This is a genomic window from Paenibacillus sp. J23TS9 (assembly GCF_018403225.1).
Taxonomy (GTDB): domain Bacteria; phylum Bacillota; class Bacilli; order Paenibacillales; family Paenibacillaceae; genus Paenibacillus_AQ.
Window position 1 is genome coordinate 543,387 of the sequence record NZ_BOSG01000001.1, and the last position, 20,172, is coordinate 563,558.

A 20,172-nucleotide genomic window follows, 5' to 3' on the forward strand; every position below is an offset into this window, starting at 1 on the left:
AGGAGGCATGAGAGTGACCTGGCTGAGTGGTTGGCTGAAGGAAGTTATCATGGTTGTGCTGCTGGCCTCCTTCGTGGATCTCATCCTGCCGAGCCGGTCCATGGAGCGATACGTCAAGCTGGTACTGAGCCTTCTAATATTGCTCACGCTGCTAAGTCCCTTAATCAAAGTGCTCACGCAAGCAGCTGATGTGAAACTCGCGGATGCTTTTAACAAATGGAATCAGCAATCTGCATTAGGCGGAAACAAGGGAAGCCTACAGCAAATTATGGATCAGGCGAAACAGCTGAAAAATCAACAGCAGGAGCAGTCCCTGGAATGGGCCGCACAGGAAATTGCAGCTCAGATGAAAGAACAAATCCGGAAACAAAATGGTCAAAGTCCGGCAGAAGTGAAGGTTGTGCTGGCGATGCAGGAGGGTCGTGCTGCGGATGGGGGAAATGCGCTGAACCCTTATATAAAAGGAGTGACGGTTGTTATGCAGCCAGAGGCAGCTGGTCCAAAGGATACGGCAGACGGACAGGATTCATCCCCGGATATCCGCGTTGAACCTGTTACAACCGTACAGGTTGAAGTTAATATAGATCCGATACAGGAAAGTTCGGACAACTCCGGCGGAACGACATCTTCAAAAGCAGCGGGTACCGGAAATGAAGATATCAGCGTAAGTGAACATGCCGAAGACATCAAAAAAATGCTGGGTAACACATGGGGAATCGAACCGGAAACCGTCGTTGTTCAAAGCGGCAAAGCCGGAAACCGGAAGCTCTAAAAAATCGAGGTGAACACAAAATGGGGAAATGGTTCAAGAAGCTGGAACAGTGGATCGGTGGCGGCGGGCGGGGGGGCGGAAAGCGGATTAACACCTTCCGCTGGTTGATTATCGTGGGACTGATCGGAGTCGCGATTATTCTTTTCAACTCCTTTGTCAATGTGAAAAAACTTGATAACGAGAACATTGGCAGGGAACCGCCATCAGCGACAACATCCAAGGAAACCTTTCAAAGCAACGACAGCGAGACGAGCGCTTTCAGCAGCATAGAGGAAGCGGCAGAAGACAAGATGAAGGATATTTTGGAAAAAATCGTTGGTGTGGGCACGGTGGACATCATGGTTACGGTAGATTCCACAGACGAAATCGTATACCAGCGAAATATCAAGGATTCACAGCAGCAGTCGGATGAAAATGATGCCAATGGCGGCAAGCGCCACACAACGCAGTATACGCGTGACGGGGAAGTTGTTACGTACGAGCAGTCAGGAACCCAAACTCCCATGATTACGAAAAGAGTGAAGCCGCAAATCCGGGGTGTGCTGATTGTCGCCAAAGGTGCAGAGAACGAAGTCGTAAAGCAGCTGATTGTGGATGCGGTGGAAAAAGGATTGAACGTGCCGGGATACCGCATATCCGTTGTTCCGCGTAAGCAGGGGTAAGCAGATTTCAAATAATGAGTTCTAAATTGAGGAGGATTTAAGGAATGAACAGTAAAAGACAAACGATTTGGTTGGTATCGATGCTGAGCTTGATGGTTGTGCTGTCCGCTTACTACCTGTTTACGGAGGACTCGGGTTCATCCAAGACACCGGTCGCTGATAGCCAGCAGGTCGGGACTGCGGTGAAAACATCGGATAAGGAAGCGGCGTCTTCTGGTAAAACAACGACAGAAAACGGAGTCGAGGTTACTGAAGTGATTACAGACGGTAAAGTCAATGACACAACCGGAAAAACGACGGCCTCAAACACGGAAACAGGCACCAAAGATGCTGATAAAGATACGGCGAAGGACACAACCAAGGACAATACCGACAAAACCGCTGCCACAGCGAAAACAGACGACAAGGACCAGGCTTCGGCAGATAAAGCTGCTACAGATAAAACGGCTTCCACAGGCAAGACGGCAGCAGCAGATGATAAAACGACAGCTAAAACTGAAAAAAGCGATGCGGATGTGCTGAAGGAAGTAGCTGCTCAAACCCAAAAAAGCTCCGGGGTCAGCGAGATCGAATCATACCTCTTCCAACGTTCACAGGATAATCTGAAAAAACATAATGATTTGATGGCAACGATGAACAACATGACCAAGGATCCGGCTGAATCCGCCAAGGCAAGTGAAGAGCTCACCACACTGGAAACCAAAGAAAACAAAATTCAAGGAATCGAAGAGGAACTTGAGCAAAAATATTCCTTCGCCAACGCTTTCGTGAAGGAAGAAAATGATAAGTATCAAGTGCTTGTTCTCAGCGACAAACCTGATGTGAAGCAGGCAGTCAGCATCGTCGAGCTGGTCATGAAAGAGATGAATGTATCCCAGGATAAGGTCAGCGTGAAGTATATGGCTCCTTAAGAGCCGCGAAAAAAATGGAAAAAAGTCGAAAGAGTCCGGGATTATCTTGGACTCTTTCCATTTCTTTCGTTTGTGATATAATACATATCGTTATGTATGTATGTCCGGAAGCTAGGTGCTTCCTTTAAGGAGTGAATTGTGAATGTTGAAGTTAAGCGAAATCAAAGAGTTAATACAATTGGTCGATCAGACCTCGGTACATGAATTGGATATCGAATTGGAAGGAACACATCTGACGATCCGCAAGGCAAACAAAACCGAAGTGGTAACCAGCCAACCGGTTGCGACCCAGCAATATCTTCAGGTTCCGCAGCAAGCGATGCCTCAATTTTTGAATCCGTCTGCAGCTACCGATGCCGGTCAGCAGTCCGCGGCCGGTGAGAAAAGTGCAGCCGACTCTTCATTACATAAGATTGTATCTCCGATGGTGGGTACGTTCTACAGATCTCCATCCCCTGAAGCGGGTTCGTTTGTTAGCGTCGGAGACAAAGTGAATGAAAAATCCACGGTATGCATCATTGAAGCTATGAAGCTTATGAATGAGCTTGAAGCTGAAGTCAAGGGTGAGATCGTGGAGATTCTCGTGGAAAACGGACAACTGGTTGAATTCGGGCAGCCTCTGTTTCTGGTGAAGTCGGAATAAGCACCGTATGTTTAAAGGGAGGTTACTTGCATGAAATTTCATAAAATCCTGATAGCCAACCGCGGTGAAATTGCCGTCCGCATCATCCGGGCCTGCCGGGAGCTTGGCATTTCCACGGTTGCTGTATATTCCGAAGCGGACAAGGATGCGCTCCATGTCCGTTTGGCGGATGAAGCTTACTGTATTGGTCCAACGTCATCCAAGGAAAGCTATTTGAACATCACGAACATAATGAGTGTGGCAACGCTTACCGAGTGTGATGCTATCCATCCCGGATACGGATTCCTGGCCGAAAATGCCGACTTTGCGGAAATTTGTGAGTCCTGCAATATTACATTTATCGGTCCATCTGCAGATGCAATTAACAAGATGGGCGATAAAGCCGTAGCGAAGCAGACGATGAAATCAGCGGGTGTGCCGGTCATTCCTGGTTCGGACGGTCTAGTAGAGGATTTGGATGAGGCTATTATGATTGGCCGGGATATCGGTTATCCTTTGATTATTAAGGCGACTGCGGGAGGCGGAGGTAAAGGCATCCGTATCGCAGAGGATGAGCCGGCACTGGTCAAGCAGATTACAGCAGCACAGCAGGAAGCGCAAAAGGCATTCGGCAATGCGGGTGTATATCTTGAGAAATTCCTGACCGGCATGAAGCATGTGGAAATCCAGATCATGGCCGACAATTTCGGTAATGCTGTCAGTTTGGGTGAACGGGACTGTTCAGTCCAGCGCCGCAGACAAAAGCTAGTGGAAGAGTCACCATGTCCGGTTATTTCCCAAGAAGTGCGGGAGAAGATGGGCGAAGCAGCTGTACGTGCTGCCAAAGCTGTTAACTATTCGGGTGCGGGAACGCTTGAGTTTCTGCTCGGACCAGACGGACAATTCTATTTTATGGAGATGAATACCCGTATTCAGGTTGAGCATCCGGTCACTGAAATGGTAACCGGTATGGATCTGATTAAGGAAATGATCTCCGTTGGGGAAGGCAATCCGCTTTCGTTTGCTCAAGAGGATATCGTAATTAACGGCAGTTCCATTGAATGCCGAATCAATGCAGAGGATCCAGCCCGCAACTTTATGCCGGCTCCGGGCAAAATCCAGTTCTATCTTCCACCGGGAGGACCTGGTGTGCGTGTAGACAGCGCTGCCTATCAAGGATATTCGATTCCTCCGTACTACGATTCCATGATTGCCAAGTTGATCGTTTGGGCTCCTACACGTGAAGAGGCTATCGCCAAGATGAAACGGGCACTGTCTGAATTTGCCGTTGAAGGCATTCACACGACCATTCCTTTCCATCTGAAGCTTCTGGAGCATCCAACCTTCAACAAAGGTGATTTCGATATTAAATTCCTAGAGGAAAACGAGATATAGGCATCTAAAAGGATGTTTGTCATGATTCACCGTTAATGTTATATTATGAGTGAATAAGAGCGTCCTAACGGGTGTATCGGTTATCCATCCAACCTGAAAGGTGTGTTGAATCAGAATGAGCACAGTACCGAGTGAGTCTGAACGTACGGATATCGGTGAAATACAGATTGCACCTGAAGTGATTGAGGTTATTGCAGGTCTCGCAACCGTTGAAGTTAAAGGTGTTGCAGGTATGAGTGGCGGCTTTGCAGGCGGTATTGCCGAACTGCTCGGACGTAAGAACTTGTCCAAAGGTGTAAAGGTGGAAGTCGGTCAGCGTGAAGCTGCTGTAGACGTTTCCGTCATTATTGAATATGGACAGCGGCTGCCTGAGGTGGCTACTGAAATTCAACGCAACGTCAAACGCTCCATCGAAATGATGACTGGCCTGACCGTTATTGAAGTGAACGTGCAAATTCATGATGTTCATTTCAAAAATGCCGAGAGAGTGGATGACATAGATTTCAGTCAACGAGTGAAATAAAGAGTGATTGATATAGAATGAGCTGAAGTTCAGACAATAAACTTTAGTTCAGTCTATCTATAACCCCCGACATGCGTCGAGGGTTTACTCTAATTTAAGGAGGCTGTGCTACTCGTGGCCAAAATACTGGATAGACTTCTGCTGTTTGTGTACAGCCTAAGTATCGGAGTAATTAGTGTATTTGCCATCCTCCGCATGAGTGATTTGGTTCCGGCACTGGGTGACTACATGGACGGAGCAACACTTCAGATTACGGTTATCGTGGTCGGCGCTGTTTTGTTCTTGCTCAGCATCCGGTTTTTCTATATTTCCATTCGCCGCGAACGGGTTCATATTCATTCGATCGATCAGCGTACGGAATATGGTGATATCCAGATTTCTGTGGAAACGATTGAAAATCTTTGCTTGAAAGCTGCTGCCAGAATTCGGGGAGCCAAGGATTTGAAGGCGCGGATTCGCGTGACGGAGGCTGGACTTGAAATCATGATTCGCGCTATCGTGGAGGGGGATGTATCCATTCCTTCCATGACGACCGATATCCAAAAGCAGGTCCATGATTATCTTCAGGAAACAACTGGTATTCCGGTGTCGAATGTGGCCGTATATATAGCCAATGTAGCCCAGTCGGCAGCGATTAAGAGTAGAGTGGAATAGAGGTGATCTTCCCAATGCTCTGGAAAGAAATATGGGAGAGTCACAGAGGGCGGATAATCGGCGTTGCCGGCGGAATCTTTTTTGGGTTTATTTATTTGTTTGCAGGTTTTTGGGATATGTTGTTCTTTGCATTGGTTGTGTTCATAGGATATACTGCCGGCAAAAGGAAGGACTTGCGGTTAGGGTCTTTTTTTCGCTGGAGTGAAATGGGGCAGTGGCTTTCCGAGCGCTGGCGTCCTTTTAAGTGAACCCGTGATATGCTTTCTCCGGAAAACAGAGCTGCAGCTTCATAATGCCCACTTTCTGGTGAATCGTATCACGGCTTTTTTTTGCGAAAAAGCCATTGATTCGAGAATGATGCAAAAAACCTTATACGGCAATCCATAATAATAAGAATGACACTTATGACTGGTTCAGGAGGAACATAATGAAAAGACGTTTAGCAAGGGAAATCGTCGTGCAAAGCCTATATCAAATGGAAATGAATGAGGTGGGCGGTGAAGAAGCAGTTAATATGCTGCTGGATGAGGCTGCAGAGGAAAATGATACGGAACGTGTCATTAAGAATGAAATTGAGCTGAAGGCATACGTGCTGGAACTGGTAAACGGTGTCTGGAGTCACAAGCAAGCCATTGACGGCCTTCTGGAAAATTACTTGAAAGGTTGGCAGATCAGCCGTCTGTCGAGGGTCGACCGCCAGATTTTACGCCTCGCTACGTTTGAGCTGCTGTATTCCTCGGACGTTCCGGCCAAGGTTGCTGTAAATGAGGCGATTGAGCTTTCCAAGCATTTTGGTACGGATGAATCAGGTAAGTTTGTTAACGGTGTTCTGGGGAACATGTTCCGCGAGCTGGACAAGCTGAAAAACAATCCTTCATAGGCTGCGTCCGCTTGACCGTTTTACTTTTCAATCGTTATCGATCAATTCATATACAGGGGAGAGAGTAGAATGACAGCAACCATTATCAGCGGTAAACAGGTATCCGAGGAAATTCGTGGCAATATTGCAATTGAAGTGAAGGAATTGGCAGCCAAAGGCGTTGTGCCTGGTCTGGCTGTTGTTCTTGTGGGAGAAGATCCAGCATCCCAGGTGTATGTCCGCAACAAGGAAAAAGCATGTCATGATCTGGGGTACTACTCCGAGGTTCACCGTCTGCCTGCGGAAACAAAGCAAGCTGATTTGCTTGCGCTTGTGGACAAGCTGAATTGCCAGGACAGCATCGACGGGATTTTGGTGCAGCTGCCCCTTCCCGGGCATATTGAAGAAAAAGCAGTTATTAATGCCATCGCAGTAGACAAAGATGTGGATGGTTTTCATCCCGTCAATGTGGGGAATTTGGTGATTGGTGATGACAGTCTTCTTCCTTGCACTCCTGCGGGTGTCATTGAGTTAATAAAGCGTGCAGGCATTTCTTTATCAGGTAAGCATGCGGTGGTCATTGGACGAAGCAATATCGTCGGCAAGCCGGTATCTTTGCTGCTTCAACGTGAAAATGCGACAGTAACCATGTGCCATTCGCGTACAGCAAACATGGCTGAGATCGCGCGCCAGGCTGATGTGCTCGTCGTAGCGATCGGAAGAGCAAATTTCATTGACGCCAGCTATGTAAAACCGGGTGCGGTTGTCATTGATGTGGGCATGAATCGCCTTGAAAATGGCAAGCTTGCCGGAGATGTGGACTTTGAAAGCGTCAAGGAAGTGTCGGGTCCCATTACACCGGTTCCGGGTGGCGTTGGTCCGATGACGATCACCATGTTGATGCAAAATACACTGATTGCGGCAAAACGTCATCACGGGCTTGTGTAAGAGAGGGGTTCTGAGATGGAACCACAACGTATTTTTTCGATTAAGGACTTAAACCGATACATTCGGATGAAGCTGGATTCGGATGCTCTTTTATCCGATGTCTGGATTCGCGGCGAAATATCGAATTTCACCCATCATTCCAGCGGGCATATGTATTTTACGCTCAAGGATGAGGGCAGCCGGATTCGCTCGATTATGTTTGCTTCCCACAATCAACGGCTTCCATTCGTGCCGAAAGAAGGCGCCAAAGTCATTGCGAGAGGTAATGTAACGGTCTATGAGCGCGATGGACAGTACCAATTCTACGCGACTCATATGCAGCCGGATGGTATCGGCAGCCTCTATCTGGCGTTTGAACAGCTGAAAAAGAAGCTTGAGGATGAAGGGCTCTTCGACATTGAACGAAAAAGACCCATTCCCGAGTTTCCTGAAACGATCGGAGTAATTACATCGCCAACCGGGGCAGCCGTGAGAGATATCATGATTACGCTCGGACGACGTTACCCACAGGCGAAAATTGTGCTGTACCCGGTTCTTGTACAGGGCAAAGGCGCTGCTCCCTCCATCGTTCGAGCCATCCGCAATATGAACGAGATGGATGAAGCGGATGTTTTGATTATCGGACGCGGAGGGGGCTCATTGGAAGAATTATGGGCATTTAATGAAGAACCGGTCGCCAGAGCGATTCGTTCATCACATATTCCGGTGATATCTGCAGTAGGGCATGAAACGGATTTCACCATCGCTGATTTTGCAGCGGATCTACGGGCTGCAACGCCTACCGCGGCGGCTGAGCTAGCTGTCCCGCATGCGGCGGAGCTGAATGAAAGACTCTTGCAGCGCCAAAGGCTACTTAAACAACTGCTTCTGCAGCGCGTCAAACGGAGTCGGCAGCAGCTTACTTCACTTCAACGTTCTCCGGTGCTCGTGCATCCAAGGAGATACATGCTCCAGCATGCTGAGCGTTTAGATATGTTGAAGCAGCGGCTTAGCGGAAGCATGCGTACGAAGCTGAGTCTCAGCCGGGAGAAACAAAGCAGGATCTATCACGGCTTGATGCGATACAATCCACGTGAGCAGCTCACTTATGCCAGAAAGCGCAATGAGGTCAGCCGTAAACAGCTGTTATCCCTCATGCAGTCTGTCTTGAAGAATAAACAATCACAGCTGCATTCTTCGTTGAGGCAGCTTGACGCTTTGAGCCCGCTTAAGGTTATGGCACGTGGTTATAGCTTAGTTTATGATGAGCAGGAAAAGAAACTCATTAAATCAATTAATGACGTACAGCCTGGTGATCTGGTGCAAATTAAGATGAGCGACGGTCAGCTTTCATGCCAGGTGTGGGGAATGAAGGAGGATGGGCAAAATGACGGACAAGGAAAATGAGCTGAAGTTTGAGGACGCAATGATTCAGCTTGAAGACATCGTTGGGGAACTTGAACACGGCGACGTGCCTCTGGAGAAAGCAATCGAGCTTTTTCAGGAAGGAATGAAACTTTCACAACTCTGCAGTCAAAAGCTGGAGCAGGTGGAGCGTAAAATCGAAATGATCGTGGAAGAAGACGGTGAACTTCGCAAAAAGCCTTTCGGCTCTGAGCTTGATGTAAATGGCGGTGACGTACTTGAGTGAACAGGTCTCCTTCGGACAATATCATCAAAACATCATTGACCAGGTGACCACAAGACTGGAGGAGAGCCTTCCCGGCAGCTGGCAGATACCATCCTCACTTCGTGAAGCCATGCAGTATTCTTTGATGGCTGGCGGCAAACGGATGCGCCCGCTGCTTGTGATGGCCGCATGTGAGGCCCTGGAAGGAAATATGAATGCTGCCCTTGACGCCGCATGTGCTGTTGAAATGGTTCATACCTATTCCCTGATCCATGATGATCTGCCCGCGATGGATAATGATGATTACCGCCGAGGCAAGCTTACGAATCACAAGGTTTTTGGCGAAGCCACAGCCATTCTGGCGGGTGATGCACTGCTCACGCATGCCTTCTACCTTGTTGCGCAAATGTCCGGAGCTTATGGCATTCCAGCTGAACGGGTGGTGGAGATCACCATGGATCTGTCAGAGCTATCGGGCCCAAGAGGCATGGTGGGCGGTCAGGCAGCGGATATGGAAGGTGAACAAGGTCTGACGGAGCTATCACAGCTGGAATATATTCACCTTCACAAAACGAGTGATCTGATTATGTTTTCACTGCTAGCCGGCGGCAGAATTGCCGGAGCAGATGCGGCGAAGCTGGAAGCACTGCGGATGTTTGGACGCAAGCTTGGCCTGGCCTTTCAAATTCAGGACGATATTCTGGATATCGTCGGTGATGAGTCGAAGCTGGGTAAAAAAACACAAAGCGACATTAAACAGGAAAAGGTAACATATCCCTATTTTATTGGGCTCGAAGCTTCACGTGACGAAGTACTGCGCCTTACGCAAGAAGCCAAGGCAGCGGTTCTCGAAGCGGGTTTTTCCAATCCTTCCCGGCTGCTGGAAATCGCTGACTATCTGATGTACCGGGATCATTAATCGGCATCATTTTATGTTTGCGTAACGTTTTGTGATATAATGACGAAAAGAATCGCTGTTTCTGCAAGGAAAGCGTAACCATATGAATGAAAAGAGGCTTTTACATGGAAGCCGTACTTAATGAAAATATTTTATTCTATCAAGGAAAGCGGGGAGATTGACGTGCTGCTTCCACAAATTAATCAGCCTGATCAAATCAAATCTCTATCGGTTGAAGAGCTCTCTTCTCTGGCGGCAGAAATCCGTCAATTTCTGATTGAGAAGCTGTCTGTGACAGGAGGGCATCTTGCATCAAATTTGGGAGTGGTGGAGCTCACGCTGGCCCTGCATTACTGCTATGACAGCCCGCGTGATAAGTTTATTTTTGATGTCGGCCATCAGGCATATGTGCACAAGATGCTGACCGGCCGGATGGACCAATTTGACACTCTTCGCAAATATAAAGGATTATGCGGTTTTGTAAAAAGAAATGAGAGCGAGCATGATGTTTGGGAAGCCGGACACAGCAGCACATCTCTGTCTGCAGCCATGGGTATGGCTCTTGCCCGTGATTTCAAGGGAGAAAAGAACAAGGTCGTAGCTATCATCGGAGATGGTGCTTTGACGGGTGGCATGGCTTTTGAAGCCTTGAATCACATCGGACATGAGCAAAAAGATCTGATGGTCATATTAAATGATAATGAAATGTCCATCGCTCCGAACGTAGGCGCGATGCATAACTATCTGAGCAAAATCCGTTCTGACCGCCATTATCTGCGGGCTAAGGATGAGCTTGAAATACTGCTGAAGAAAATTCCGGCGATCGGCGGCATGCTGGCCAAAACCGGCTCGCGCCTGAAGGACAGCCTAAAATATATGATGGTGCCGGGTGTCCTGTTCGAAGAGCTTGGTTTGACGTACCTCGGACCGGTTGACGGACATGATACTCAAAAGCTGATTGAGACGTTTAAACAAGCTGACAACGTGCGTGGGCCGGTCTTTGTTCACGTTCTGACGACCAAAGGCAAAGGCTATAAACCAGCCGAAGCTGATTCCTACAAATGGCATGGGATTTCCCCTTACAAGATTGAATCGGGTAAAGAGCTGAAATCTGTCGGTAATCCGATGTATACGGATGTGTTTGGCAAAACGCTCATTGAGCTTGGAGAACAGGATCCTAGAATTGTAGCCGTCACACCGGCAATGTCGAAAGGGTCTGGTCTGATTCCTTTCAGTGAGGTATTTCCTGGCCGTATGATTGACGTTGGTATTGCAGAACAGCATGCGGCTACGATGTGCGCAGCACTTGCGATGGAAGGCATGAAGCCTGTTTTTGCGGTATATTCAACATTTATGCAAAGAGCATATGATCAAATCGTGCATGATATTTGTCGACATAATGCGAACGTTATGTTCGCCATTGACCGTGCAGGCTTTGTTGGAGCGGACGGGGAAACACATCAGGGCGTCTTTGATGTAGCTTTTATGCGGAATCTTCCGAATATGGTCATGATGATGCCTAAGGATGAAAACGAGCTGCGCCATATGATGAAAACAGCACTTGATTATGATGATGGTCCGATCGCTTACCGTTATCCGCGGATTAATGGTCTTGGTGTGCCTCTGGATGAGAAGCTTGTGCCCATTCCGATAGGTAAGTGGGAAACGGTCCGTGAGGGCGAAGGCTATGCTGTATTGGCGAGCGGTCCTATGGTTCAAGTTGCCCTCGAGGCAGCTGAGCAATTGAAACGCGAAGGTATTAATCTGCGTGTCGTAAATGCCCGTTTCTTAAAGCCGCTCGATGAGGATATGCTGGTTGAACTGGCAAACAGTCATACCAATATGATTGTTCTTGAAGAAGTGTGCGAAGCGGGAAGTCTTGGCAGTGCGGTACTGGAATTTTACGCCTCCAAGCATATTTTTGATACAAGAGTTTCCCTGATGGGCGTTCCGGATCGGTTTATTGAACATGGTAGCGTAAAAGAACAACGTGAAGAAACCGGATTGACTGCTGAAGGCGTATGCGCGGAGCTGAAAAAGCTGATGTCGCTGCATACTTTTGGGATGGGTAAGACGGGATTCTCTTCGTAATGGGAAACAGATCAGGAGATAAACATGAATTCGCCAAAAGAACGGATTGATATCCTGCTGGTTGAGCAGGGTTTTTATGAAAGCCGCGAAAAGGCCAAGGCAGCCATTATGGCTGGATTGGTCTTGGCAAATGAGGAACGCATTGAAAAAGCAGGAATGAAGATCCCTAGGGAAACGGTAATTCGCGTAAAAGGTGCCGTACATCCGTACGTCAGCCGCGGAGGATTAAAGCTGGAGAAAGCCCTTCGTACCTTTGACATCGATATGGCAGGCAGAACCATGCTGGATATCGGTTCCTCCACAGGCGGATTTACGGATTGTGCCCTTCAGCATGGTGCCGATTATGTCTACGCTATCGATGTAGGCTCGAATCAGCTGGACTGGTCTCTGCGTAATCATGACAGGGTTAATGTGATGGAAAAAACGAATTTCCGCTATATGACACCTGAAGATTTAAAGGGACCTGAACCCAATTTTGCCAGTATCGATGTATCTTTCATTTCCCTTCGGATTATTCTGCCGCCGTTAATGGCGCTGCTGAAACGTCCGGGGGACGTGGCAGCTCTCATTAAGCCGCAATTCGAAGCAGGCCGGGAAAAGGTCGGTAAATCCGGCGTGGTTCGTGAACCAGCCGTTCACCGGGAAGTACTGATGAACATTCTTTCCTTCGCTCATGACCTTGGATTCGTGCTGAAAGGGTTGACCTTCTCGCCGATTACCGGTGGTGAAGGAAATATTGAATTTTTGGCACACTGGCATTTGCCCGCTGAAGATGAATCAGCAGAAGTGGAGTCTTCAGAAGAGTTTGATTCCAAGCTACAGGCAATCATTAATGACATTGTGGCTCAAGCCTCGAATACATTTACGGGAAACTCATCCAAGTGATGAGTTTCTTTTCTTTCCAGGCCATTTTTCCGCAGTATATAAAAATGAATTTGAGGAGAACGTCTGTTTGGGATATAATGTACTTGAAATATTCTTTATGCAGTAACACGTATGATCCTATAGAAAATAAACGTAAGGCACAATCAACTTGCATGAATCTAATAAAAAAGGAATTTCTTCTTTTCCCGCGAATAGAACCATGAGGTGATCGGGATGGGGGAACGGGCGGATTGGCTCGTCATGCTTCTTATTGGATTGCTGTTATTGATTTGGATTGCTAATGGGCTAAGGAATTGGCTATTCAAGCCACTGCCTGCCCGTGTGCCGGAAATGCCTATAAACGAAGAAATACCTGATCATCCGGCCGTAGATATGCTGGAGAGAGCGGGGTATGAAGTATTGGGCGGTAAAATTAAAATCCCCCTTTGGTTTGATGTGGACGGAGAGGATTTTTACAGCCGCTTGTTTATTGATTTTATTGTCAGAAATGATGAGAATACTCTGTATCTGGTTAAAGTGGCCCGGAGCCGGCTCCCCATGGACTGGACGGGAAGCTCGATCAGGGATCGGCTTCTGCCTTATTTTCTGCTATATCCGGGCTGTGGTGGTGTGCTGTATGTGGATGTGGACAATGATGAGGTTGCATGCATTCATTTCGATTGGGATGAAGAGGACTCTAATGGATATGATGAATAAATATAAGTTTTTTTCAGGAGGTTCTTATGAAAGGTCTAAGACATATTAAAATTCGGGAAATCATTACTCAACAGGAAATTGAAACACAGGATGAGCTGGTGGAGGCGCTGCGTTCTGCAGGATTTCAGGTAACCCAGGCAACGGTTTCGAGAGACATCAAGGAGCTCCTGCTGATCAAAGTGCCGATGGACGATGGAAGATACAAATACTCCCTGCCAACTGACCAGCGTTATAATCCGGTCCAGAAGCTGAAACGTGCGCTTGTGGATAATTTTGTCCATATCGATTACACAAACAATCTGGTGGTTATGAAGGCTTTACCGGGGACGGCTAACGCTATTGCGGTTCTGCTCGATAATATGGAATGGAATCAGATTATGGGGACCATATGCGGTGATGATACGATCCTGATGATCTGCCGGACCAATGAGGACAGTGAAAGTCTGGTTGAGCTAATCATGAGCTATATTTCTTAAGATATCAGATAGTATAAAATTCGAAGCAAGAGCTTCCTGATATCGCAAGAAAAACAACATCTAAGCGCGGTCTGTCTCCTAAGAGAGTACGTCGATCGACGTTTTTCTTAATATCAGCGATGGGCGCATAAATGGGAGGTGCTTTTTGAAATGCTGATGACATTGAGTATCCGTAATTTGGCCGTGATTGAAGCGGTGGATGTGTCATTTCATGCAGGGTTTCATGTTCTCACAGGGGAAACGGGAGCTGGTAAGTCGATTGTCATTGACGCTTTGGGGCTCATTGCCGGAGGCAGGGGCTCGGCCGATTTGATCCGGTATGGCTGCGATAAAGCCGAGATTGAGGCGATGTTTGAGCTTCATTACAATCATCCCGTATGGATTGCTCTGGAGCAACTCGGTATCAAGGCCGATCCTGAGGAACATTTAATTATCCGTAGGGAAGTAACGAGTCAAGGAAAAAGCACTTCACGTATCAATGGGCAGCTTGTGAACTTGACGATGCTTCGGGAAATTGGGGAGCAGCTGATTAATATACACGGCCAGCATGAACATCAGAACCTGATGCGTGCTGACCGTCATTTGCATCTTCTCGATACATACGGTGAGGCCGTTATCGGGCCGGTTAAGAAGCTTTATCAAGAAAAGTATGCGTCGTTCTCCAAGATTGAAAAAGAATATCGAGAACTAATGAGCAACAGTCAAAAGACTTATCAAATGTTGGATCTTTATCGTTTTCAGCTTGAGGAAATCTCCGCTGCTTCCTTAAAATCCGGTGAGGATGAATGGCTTTTGGAAGAAAGGGTCAAGCTATCCCATAGTGAGAAAATGATGGATTCCGTCTCAGGTGCATATGATCTAATCTATGGTCAGCAGGGACTGGGGACGATCAGCACAGCAGTATCCCGGCTTGAGGATGTAGTGCAATACGATGAGAAGGAATTGAAGCCCATTTTGGAGCAGCTCCAATCGGCTTATTACCAGCTTGAGGATGCTGCTTTTCAGCTTCGTGATTACCGGGATGAGGTCGAATTCAATCCTGAGCGCCTAGATGAAGTGGAACAGCGGCTTGATCTTATAGCCTCATTGCGACGGAAATATGGGGATAGCGTGGATGAAATTCTCGCGTATTACAATAATGTTTTTCAGGAGACCAATGCCCTGGAAAACAAGGACGAGCGTCTGGAGGAGCTTCAATCCCGCCGTGATGTTATGCTTGGAGATCTGATCGGGACGGCACAGGAGCTAAGTGAGGCGCGTCAAATGTGTGCCGCGGATCTGGCCGGACAGGTTGAGAGGGAATTGAAGGATCTTCACATGGAAAGAACTTCACTCGAGGTTAGATTAGATCGTATGGAGGATCCCAAAGGTGCCGAAATCAATGGTCAAAAAATCAAATTGACACGCCAAGGGATTGATACAGCAGAGTTCATGATATCACCTAATCCGGGTGAGCCGCTGCGTCCGCTGAGCAAAATTGCATCGGGTGGCGAGCTCTCCAGAATGATGCTGGCCATGAAAAGCATTTTTGCAAGACATGACCGTATTCCTGTGCTGATTTTTGACGAGGTCGACACAGGCGTGAGCGGCAGAGCGGCTCAGTCCATTGCCGAGAAGCTGGATAAGCTTGCTGAAAACTGCCAGGTCTTCTCCATTACACACTTGCCGCAGGTCGCTTGTATGGCGGATCACCAATATCTGATCGAGAAAAATATTGAGGGTAATCGTACGATGACGCGGGTAGAAGAGCTTTCCGAACGTGGCCGTGTTGAAGAGCTTGCACGTATGCTGGGCGGTGTTGAAATTACCGAAAAGACACTCCATCATGCCCAAGATATGCTGAAGCTGGCGGAGGAACGGAAAGCTGCCAAAACCGCACCAGAGTAATGATTGACAGTAATAAAAGCCTGGGGGCAGGGTAATCTTAAAGGTACGCAATTGGCGACCACCTTTTTCGTCAAGCGAAAGAAGCAAAAGGGAGCGTGACAGCCATTGAACTCCAGCCTCAGGAATAAATTGCTCGGTCTTTTCGTTGTCTTCTTTCTGTGTTTTTTATGTATCACTGCACCCGTGCAAAGCTTTAAGTCCATCCCCAGTGAGATCAAAATGTTCGCTGGCGACACGAACTCCGTTCAATTAGCCATGCCGGTGGCGGCACAGGCGACGGTGGATCGTCCAGATGTGCTGCAGTTGAATGGATCTGCTTCTCCAACCTATAAAGTCACACGCCAGCATCCGCTGCGGCTGCTTCCCCAGCAGAGCGGCAGTGCCAAGTTAACGCTTAAGCTGTTTGGTAAGATTCCATTTAAAACAGTACAGATTCATGTGATTCCTGGCCTTAAAGTCATTCCTGGAGGACAAACGATTGGCGTAAAGGTAAAATCAGCCGGCATTTTGGTGGTGGGTCACCATTTGGTGCATATTGATCCAACAACCAGAGTTTCTCCTGGAGAAAATGCCGGAATTCAGCTAGGTGATTTAATGACGCATATGAATGGTGAGTCGCTTCAGGATATATCCAAAGTGGCTCAGGTTGTAGAGGATGCGGGCAAAGCAAAGAGACCCCTGGAGATTACATTTAAACGTGGGGACAAGGTCATGAAGACCAAATTAACACCGGCATATGACCAAAGCGAAGGAAAATGGAGGCTGGGCCTGTATATCAGGGATTCTGCTGCAGGTGTGGGAACCCTGACGTTTTATGCCCCTGATCAAGGTGTATATGGAGCTCTAGGGCATGTAATTACCGACATGAATACCCAAACACCCATTACCGTCGGCAGTGGTCAAATCCTTCAGTCCAGCGTTACATCCATTTCTAAATCTCAAGATGGAGAGCCCGGCGAGAAGAGAGCCCACTTTCTGAAGGACAGTAAAATTTTGGGCAGCATTGAGCGAAACACCCATTTCGGCATCTTCGGAAAAATGAAGCAAAACCCTGATTACAGCCTTTATAAAGAAGGAATACCGGTTGCTTTTTCTCAGGATGTAAAGGAAGGTCCAGCTGAAATTCTGACGGTTGTGGATGGTCAGCAGGTTGAGAAATTCAAGGTTAATATCGTTCACGTAGCTAAGCAGGATGCCCCGGCCACCAAAGGCCTGGTGATCCGGATTACAGATCCAAGACTTATCGAGAAAACAGGCGGTATTGTACAAGGAATGAGCGGAAGTCCAATCGTTCAGGATGGAAAGCTAATCGGAGCTGTCACGCATGTGTTTGTGAATGATCCGAAGTCCGGTTATGGCTGCTTTATTGAATGGATGCTTCAGGATTCCGGCGTGATTCCCAATAACACGAAAGATGCATCAAATCTTAAGGCCAGCTGAGCCTTAAGATTTTTTTGTCGTATTAGCTAGAAATACATAGTATTTTGAATAAAAATATTCATTATAAATCAATATTGAAAAAAAATAAACAAAAATAATTTTCGACAGAAGGAATTTAAATTCGAATGTCGAAAACTATTTCAGACAAAAAAAATTGGATAATGATTCTAAGGAGGAAGCAGCCAGTGCAAAAAATCGAGGTTTTGTTGGCAGATGACAACCGTGAATTCACAAATTTGCTTGCTGAGTACATTACGGAGCAAGAAGATATGATGGTTACGGGAATCGCCTATAATGGCGAGGAAGTACTTAATATGATAAGTGATTCCAGAAAAATTCCGGATGTGCTGATTTTGGACATTATTATGCCGCATCTGGATGGATTGGGTGTTCTTGAGCGCTTACGTGAAATGAATTTGTCACCACAGCCCAAAATCATTATGCTGACTGCTTTCGGCCAAGAGAACATCACTCAGCGGGCCGTACAACTTGGAGCTTCTTATTACATCCTTAAGCCGTTTGATATGGAAGTTCTTGCGAGCCGGATTCGTCAGCTTGTAGGACAGCAGAGTGTAACGACTGGAAATCTCAGCATGAGTTCTTCCATCAAATCCAACGTCGTTCCAATGGCAAAAGGAAAAAATTTGGACGCCAATATTACTTCAATCATACATGAAATCGGTGTTCCAGCGCATATTAAGGGATATCAATATTTGCGCGAAGCGATCACCATGGTGTACAACAATATTGAAATCTTGGGTGCAATCACCAAAACGCTGTACCCGGCCATTGCCGAAAAATTCAAAACCACGCCATCCCGTGTGGAACGCGCCATCCGTCACGCCATCGAGGTCGCCTGGACACGCGGCAACATCGATTCCATCAGCCACCTGTTCGGCTACACGATCAATATCAGCAAGTCTAAGCCGACGAACAGCGAGTTCATCGCGATGGTCGCAGACAAGCTGAGAATCGAGCATAAGGTGTCCTGAAAGGGTTAGGGGCTTTGAGAGAGCAAGGGATTTCGGGTTTTGGAAATAGCATCCAGCCAGAACAATTTTGGCGGTAAATATCTGAGATCAGGGATTCCATACCGATAAACTTCTATGTATCATACCAACTAATACCGTTATTTATTGGGTTTGCCAAAATCCAATGAAGGGCGGTATTTTTTATTATGACAGACATTGAGTTTCAGCTTGATAACTTCATGCTTTATTGTTCATCAAAGAATTTATCACGCAAAACATTGGCGAGCTATGAGCAGACATTAAAGCTATTTGTTGCCTATCTCAAGAAGGAATTTCAAATTGAGGACGTAAAAAAAGTTCAGTCAGGTCATATGAGGCAGTACATTAAGTATTTACGTGAACGCGGTAAGTACACAGTTGTCAACAAAGAGGAATCCAAGCAGATTAATCACCCAGAAAACAGGAAGGACTATAAAAAAGAAGTGTCTATGACGACAATAGCGAATTATGTTCGCAATATTAAAGTTTTTTTCAATTATTTGTATCAAGTTGAGAGGGAGATCTCGAAGAATCCTGTTGAGAAATTAGAAAATCCGAAAGCAGAACGTAAGATGAAAAAAACTTTGACACCAGACGATTTGAAGAAAGTATTCAATCAGTTTGAGACAAGCACATTTCATGGATATAGAAATCGAGTCATTACGCGTCTTTTGCTGGACACAGGCTTGCGAATTGGCGAATGCCTAAGTATCTTACCAGAGCATATTGATTTTCAGCACAAAAGTATTCATATTTTAAATGCCAAAAATAAACAAGAACGTTTTGTTTACTTTTCCTATAAATCAGCCAACGAATTAAAGTCATGGTTGAGATATAAAGATCGATACTCTGAAAGTCCTTTTATGTTCCCCACTACCAAAGGAACACAGCTTGAAGTGCGAAATTATGAACGAGCATTGCGTGAAGCTGGCGAAAAAGTGGGTATCCATATTCACCCTCATCAGCTACGGAACAATTTTGCCAAGTATTATATATTAAATAATGGAGATTGGTTCTCGCTTTGCAGAATATTGGGGCATTCTTCTGTTGAGGTTACACAAAAAGCGTACTTAGATTTTTCAGATGAAGAGATCGCTAAGAAATATCAGAAACATAGTCCACTTACGTTTATGGAGGGGATATAATGACAAACCTCCATAACCTTGATATTGACGATGCAACCAACTCATGCCTTGTGCAAATTGCCCAATATCATTGTAAACTGGCTTTGGAGCATTCGAAATCCAATACTTTGCCTGAACGCCGCGAATCCATAAAAAATGAAATACAGTGTTTACGAGCGGAGCGAGATGCCTTACTCAAAATGATACGGAGGGAAAAGACATGATTACAGACGAAAACTCACAAGAAAAATTACATCAAGACAGCAAAGAGCGCTATTTACTGGAGGTACAAAAACTACAGGTGAAAAGAGAAGTTCATTGGGAAATCATTGAGTCAATCCTCACATACACTGAGGAAAAATCAAAAAGTGACTCAGTATCAATGGCAATGTGCGATATTGCTTTTAACTTATTTGAGGCACATTATCAGATTTGTAAAGAAATCATCACTTTAAGAATAAGTGGAGCAAGGAGGAACTCAAAACACCGCCACACAGAACAAACCAATCCTGACTGAGCCTCCTTCTTCAGAATGCTATTGAGAAGCGTTTACGTATAGTTTGGCGCTCGTCAAGTAGACAGAATGGGTGAATTATCGTCTGACCAGCAAAAGTATTTAAAACTGTGCTGGAGTAGCCTACGGTTGATTGCAGTAAAGGTTGTAATTTTCAATATGCTAAATATATATTTATAGTGATTAGAACAATATT

General features: G+C 46.4%; 22 protein-coding genes. All 22 read left to right on the top strand.

What is annotated here, in order from left to right; all coding sequences use genetic code 11:
* The first annotated feature begins 13 nt into the window (after positions 1-13).
* Entirely contained in the window at positions 14-772 is a 759-nt protein-coding gene (gene spoIIIAF / locus KJS65_RS02605) for a stage III sporulation protein AF (RefSeq protein ID WP_213648442.1), read from the top strand.
* A gap of 20 nt (positions 773-792) precedes the next feature.
* Positions 793-1,434 (top strand): stage III sporulation protein AG, encoded by a 642-nt coding sequence (spoIIIAG, locus tag KJS65_RS02610; RefSeq protein WP_213648443.1) that lies wholly within the window; start codon positions 793-795, stop codon positions 1,432-1,434.
* A gap of 44 nt (positions 1,435-1,478) precedes the next feature.
* Positions 1,479-2,345, top strand: a complete 867-nt coding sequence (locus KJS65_RS02615; RefSeq protein ID WP_213648444.1) for a SpoIIIAH-like family protein — start codon at positions 1,479-1,481, stop codon at positions 2,343-2,345.
* A gap of 142 nt (positions 2,346-2,487) precedes the next feature.
* Positions 2,488-2,988, top strand: a complete 501-nt coding sequence (gene accB / locus KJS65_RS02620; RefSeq protein ID WP_213648445.1) for an acetyl-CoA carboxylase biotin carboxyl carrier protein — start codon at positions 2,488-2,490, stop codon at positions 2,986-2,988.
* Between the two features lie 30 nt (positions 2,989-3,018).
* Complete coding sequence (gene accC, locus KJS65_RS02625) at positions 3,019-4,362, top strand: acetyl-CoA carboxylase biotin carboxylase subunit (RefSeq protein ID WP_213648446.1); 1,344 nt, start codon at positions 3,019-3,021, stop codon at positions 4,360-4,362.
* Positions 4,363-4,477: 115 nt separating this feature from the next.
* Entirely contained in the window at positions 4,478-4,885 is a 408-nt protein-coding gene (locus KJS65_RS02630; RefSeq protein ID WP_136606304.1) for an Asp23/Gls24 family envelope stress response protein, read from the top strand.
* A gap of 114 nt (positions 4,886-4,999) precedes the next feature.
* Positions 5,000-5,539 (top strand): alkaline shock response membrane anchor protein AmaP, encoded by a 540-nt coding sequence (amaP, locus tag KJS65_RS02635; RefSeq protein ID WP_213648447.1) that lies wholly within the window; start codon positions 5,000-5,002, stop codon positions 5,537-5,539.
* Between the two features lie 14 nt (positions 5,540-5,553).
* Entirely contained in the window at positions 5,554-5,787 is a 234-nt protein-coding gene (locus KJS65_RS02640) for a DUF2273 domain-containing protein (RefSeq protein WP_213648448.1), read from the top strand.
* Between the two features lie 179 nt (positions 5,788-5,966).
* Positions 5,967-6,419 (top strand): transcription antitermination factor NusB, encoded by a 453-nt coding sequence (gene nusB / locus KJS65_RS02645; protein ID WP_213648449.1) that lies wholly within the window; start codon positions 5,967-5,969, stop codon positions 6,417-6,419.
* A gap of 69 nt (positions 6,420-6,488) precedes the next feature.
* On the top strand, positions 6,489-7,346 hold the full coding sequence (folD, locus tag KJS65_RS02650) for a bifunctional methylenetetrahydrofolate dehydrogenase/methenyltetrahydrofolate cyclohydrolase FolD (RefSeq protein ID WP_136606300.1): 858 nt from the start codon (positions 6,489-6,491) through the stop codon (positions 7,344-7,346).
* Positions 7,347-7,361: 15 nt separating this feature from the next.
* Complete coding sequence (gene xseA, locus KJS65_RS02655) at positions 7,362-8,732, top strand: exodeoxyribonuclease VII large subunit (RefSeq protein ID WP_213648450.1); 1,371 nt, start codon at positions 7,362-7,364, stop codon at positions 8,730-8,732.
* The gene (xseB, locus tag KJS65_RS02660; protein WP_136606298.1) at positions 8,713-8,976 is read left to right on the top strand and encodes an exodeoxyribonuclease VII small subunit; all 264 of its coding nucleotides are present in this window, start codon (positions 8,713-8,715) and stop codon (positions 8,974-8,976) included. Before xseA ends, xseB begins: the two co-directional genes overlap by 20 nt.
* Positions 8,954-9,874: a polyprenyl synthetase family protein gene (locus KJS65_RS02665; protein ID WP_213648451.1), complete on the top strand. Its 921-nt coding sequence runs from the start codon at positions 8,954-8,956 to the stop codon at positions 9,872-9,874. The genes xseB and KJS65_RS02665 overlap by 23 nt, the downstream gene beginning before the upstream one ends.
* Positions 9,875-10,036: 162 nt before the next feature.
* The gene (gene dxs / locus KJS65_RS02670) at positions 10,037-11,944 is read left to right on the top strand and encodes a 1-deoxy-D-xylulose-5-phosphate synthase (protein WP_213650605.1); all 1,908 of its coding nucleotides are present in this window, start codon (positions 10,037-10,039) and stop codon (positions 11,942-11,944) included.
* A gap of 24 nt (positions 11,945-11,968) precedes the next feature.
* The gene (locus tag KJS65_RS02675; protein ID WP_213648452.1) at positions 11,969-12,829 is read left to right on the top strand and encodes a TlyA family RNA methyltransferase; all 861 of its coding nucleotides are present in this window, start codon (positions 11,969-11,971) and stop codon (positions 12,827-12,829) included.
* Between the two features lie 213 nt (positions 12,830-13,042).
* Positions 13,043-13,525 carry a hypothetical protein gene (locus tag KJS65_RS02680; RefSeq protein WP_136606295.1) on the top strand — a complete coding sequence of 161 codons (483 nt, stop codon included), beginning with the start codon at positions 13,043-13,045 and terminating at the stop codon, positions 13,523-13,525.
* Between the two features lie 26 nt (positions 13,526-13,551).
* A complete protein-coding gene (ahrC, locus tag KJS65_RS02685; RefSeq protein ID WP_136606294.1) occupies positions 13,552-14,001 on the top strand; it encodes a transcriptional regulator AhrC/ArgR in 450 nt (149 codons plus the stop codon).
* Positions 14,002-14,151: 150 nt separating this feature from the next.
* On the top strand, positions 14,152-15,888 hold the full coding sequence (recN, locus tag KJS65_RS02690) for a DNA repair protein RecN (RefSeq protein ID WP_213648453.1): 1,737 nt from the start codon (positions 14,152-14,154) through the stop codon (positions 15,886-15,888).
* 105 nt (positions 15,889-15,993) lie between these two features.
* Entirely contained in the window at positions 15,994-17,328 is a 1,335-nt protein-coding gene (gene spoIVB, locus KJS65_RS02695; RefSeq protein WP_213648454.1) for a SpoIVB peptidase, read from the top strand.
* A 185-nt stretch (positions 17,329-17,513) separates the two neighbouring features.
* Positions 17,514-18,320, top strand: coding sequence for a sporulation transcription factor Spo0A (gene spo0A / locus KJS65_RS02700; RefSeq protein WP_136606291.1), 807 nt, complete (start codon positions 17,514-17,516; stop codon positions 18,318-18,320).
* Positions 18,321-18,505: 185 nt separating this feature from the next.
* Positions 18,506-19,483: a tyrosine-type recombinase/integrase gene (locus tag KJS65_RS02705; RefSeq protein ID WP_213648455.1), complete on the top strand. Its 978-nt coding sequence runs from the start codon at positions 18,506-18,508 to the stop codon at positions 19,481-19,483.
* 199 nt (positions 19,484-19,682) lie between these two features.
* Positions 19,683-19,979, top strand: a complete 297-nt coding sequence (locus KJS65_RS02710) for a hypothetical protein (protein WP_213648456.1) — start codon at positions 19,683-19,685, stop codon at positions 19,977-19,979.
* Positions 19,980-20,172 lie beyond the last annotated feature (193 nt).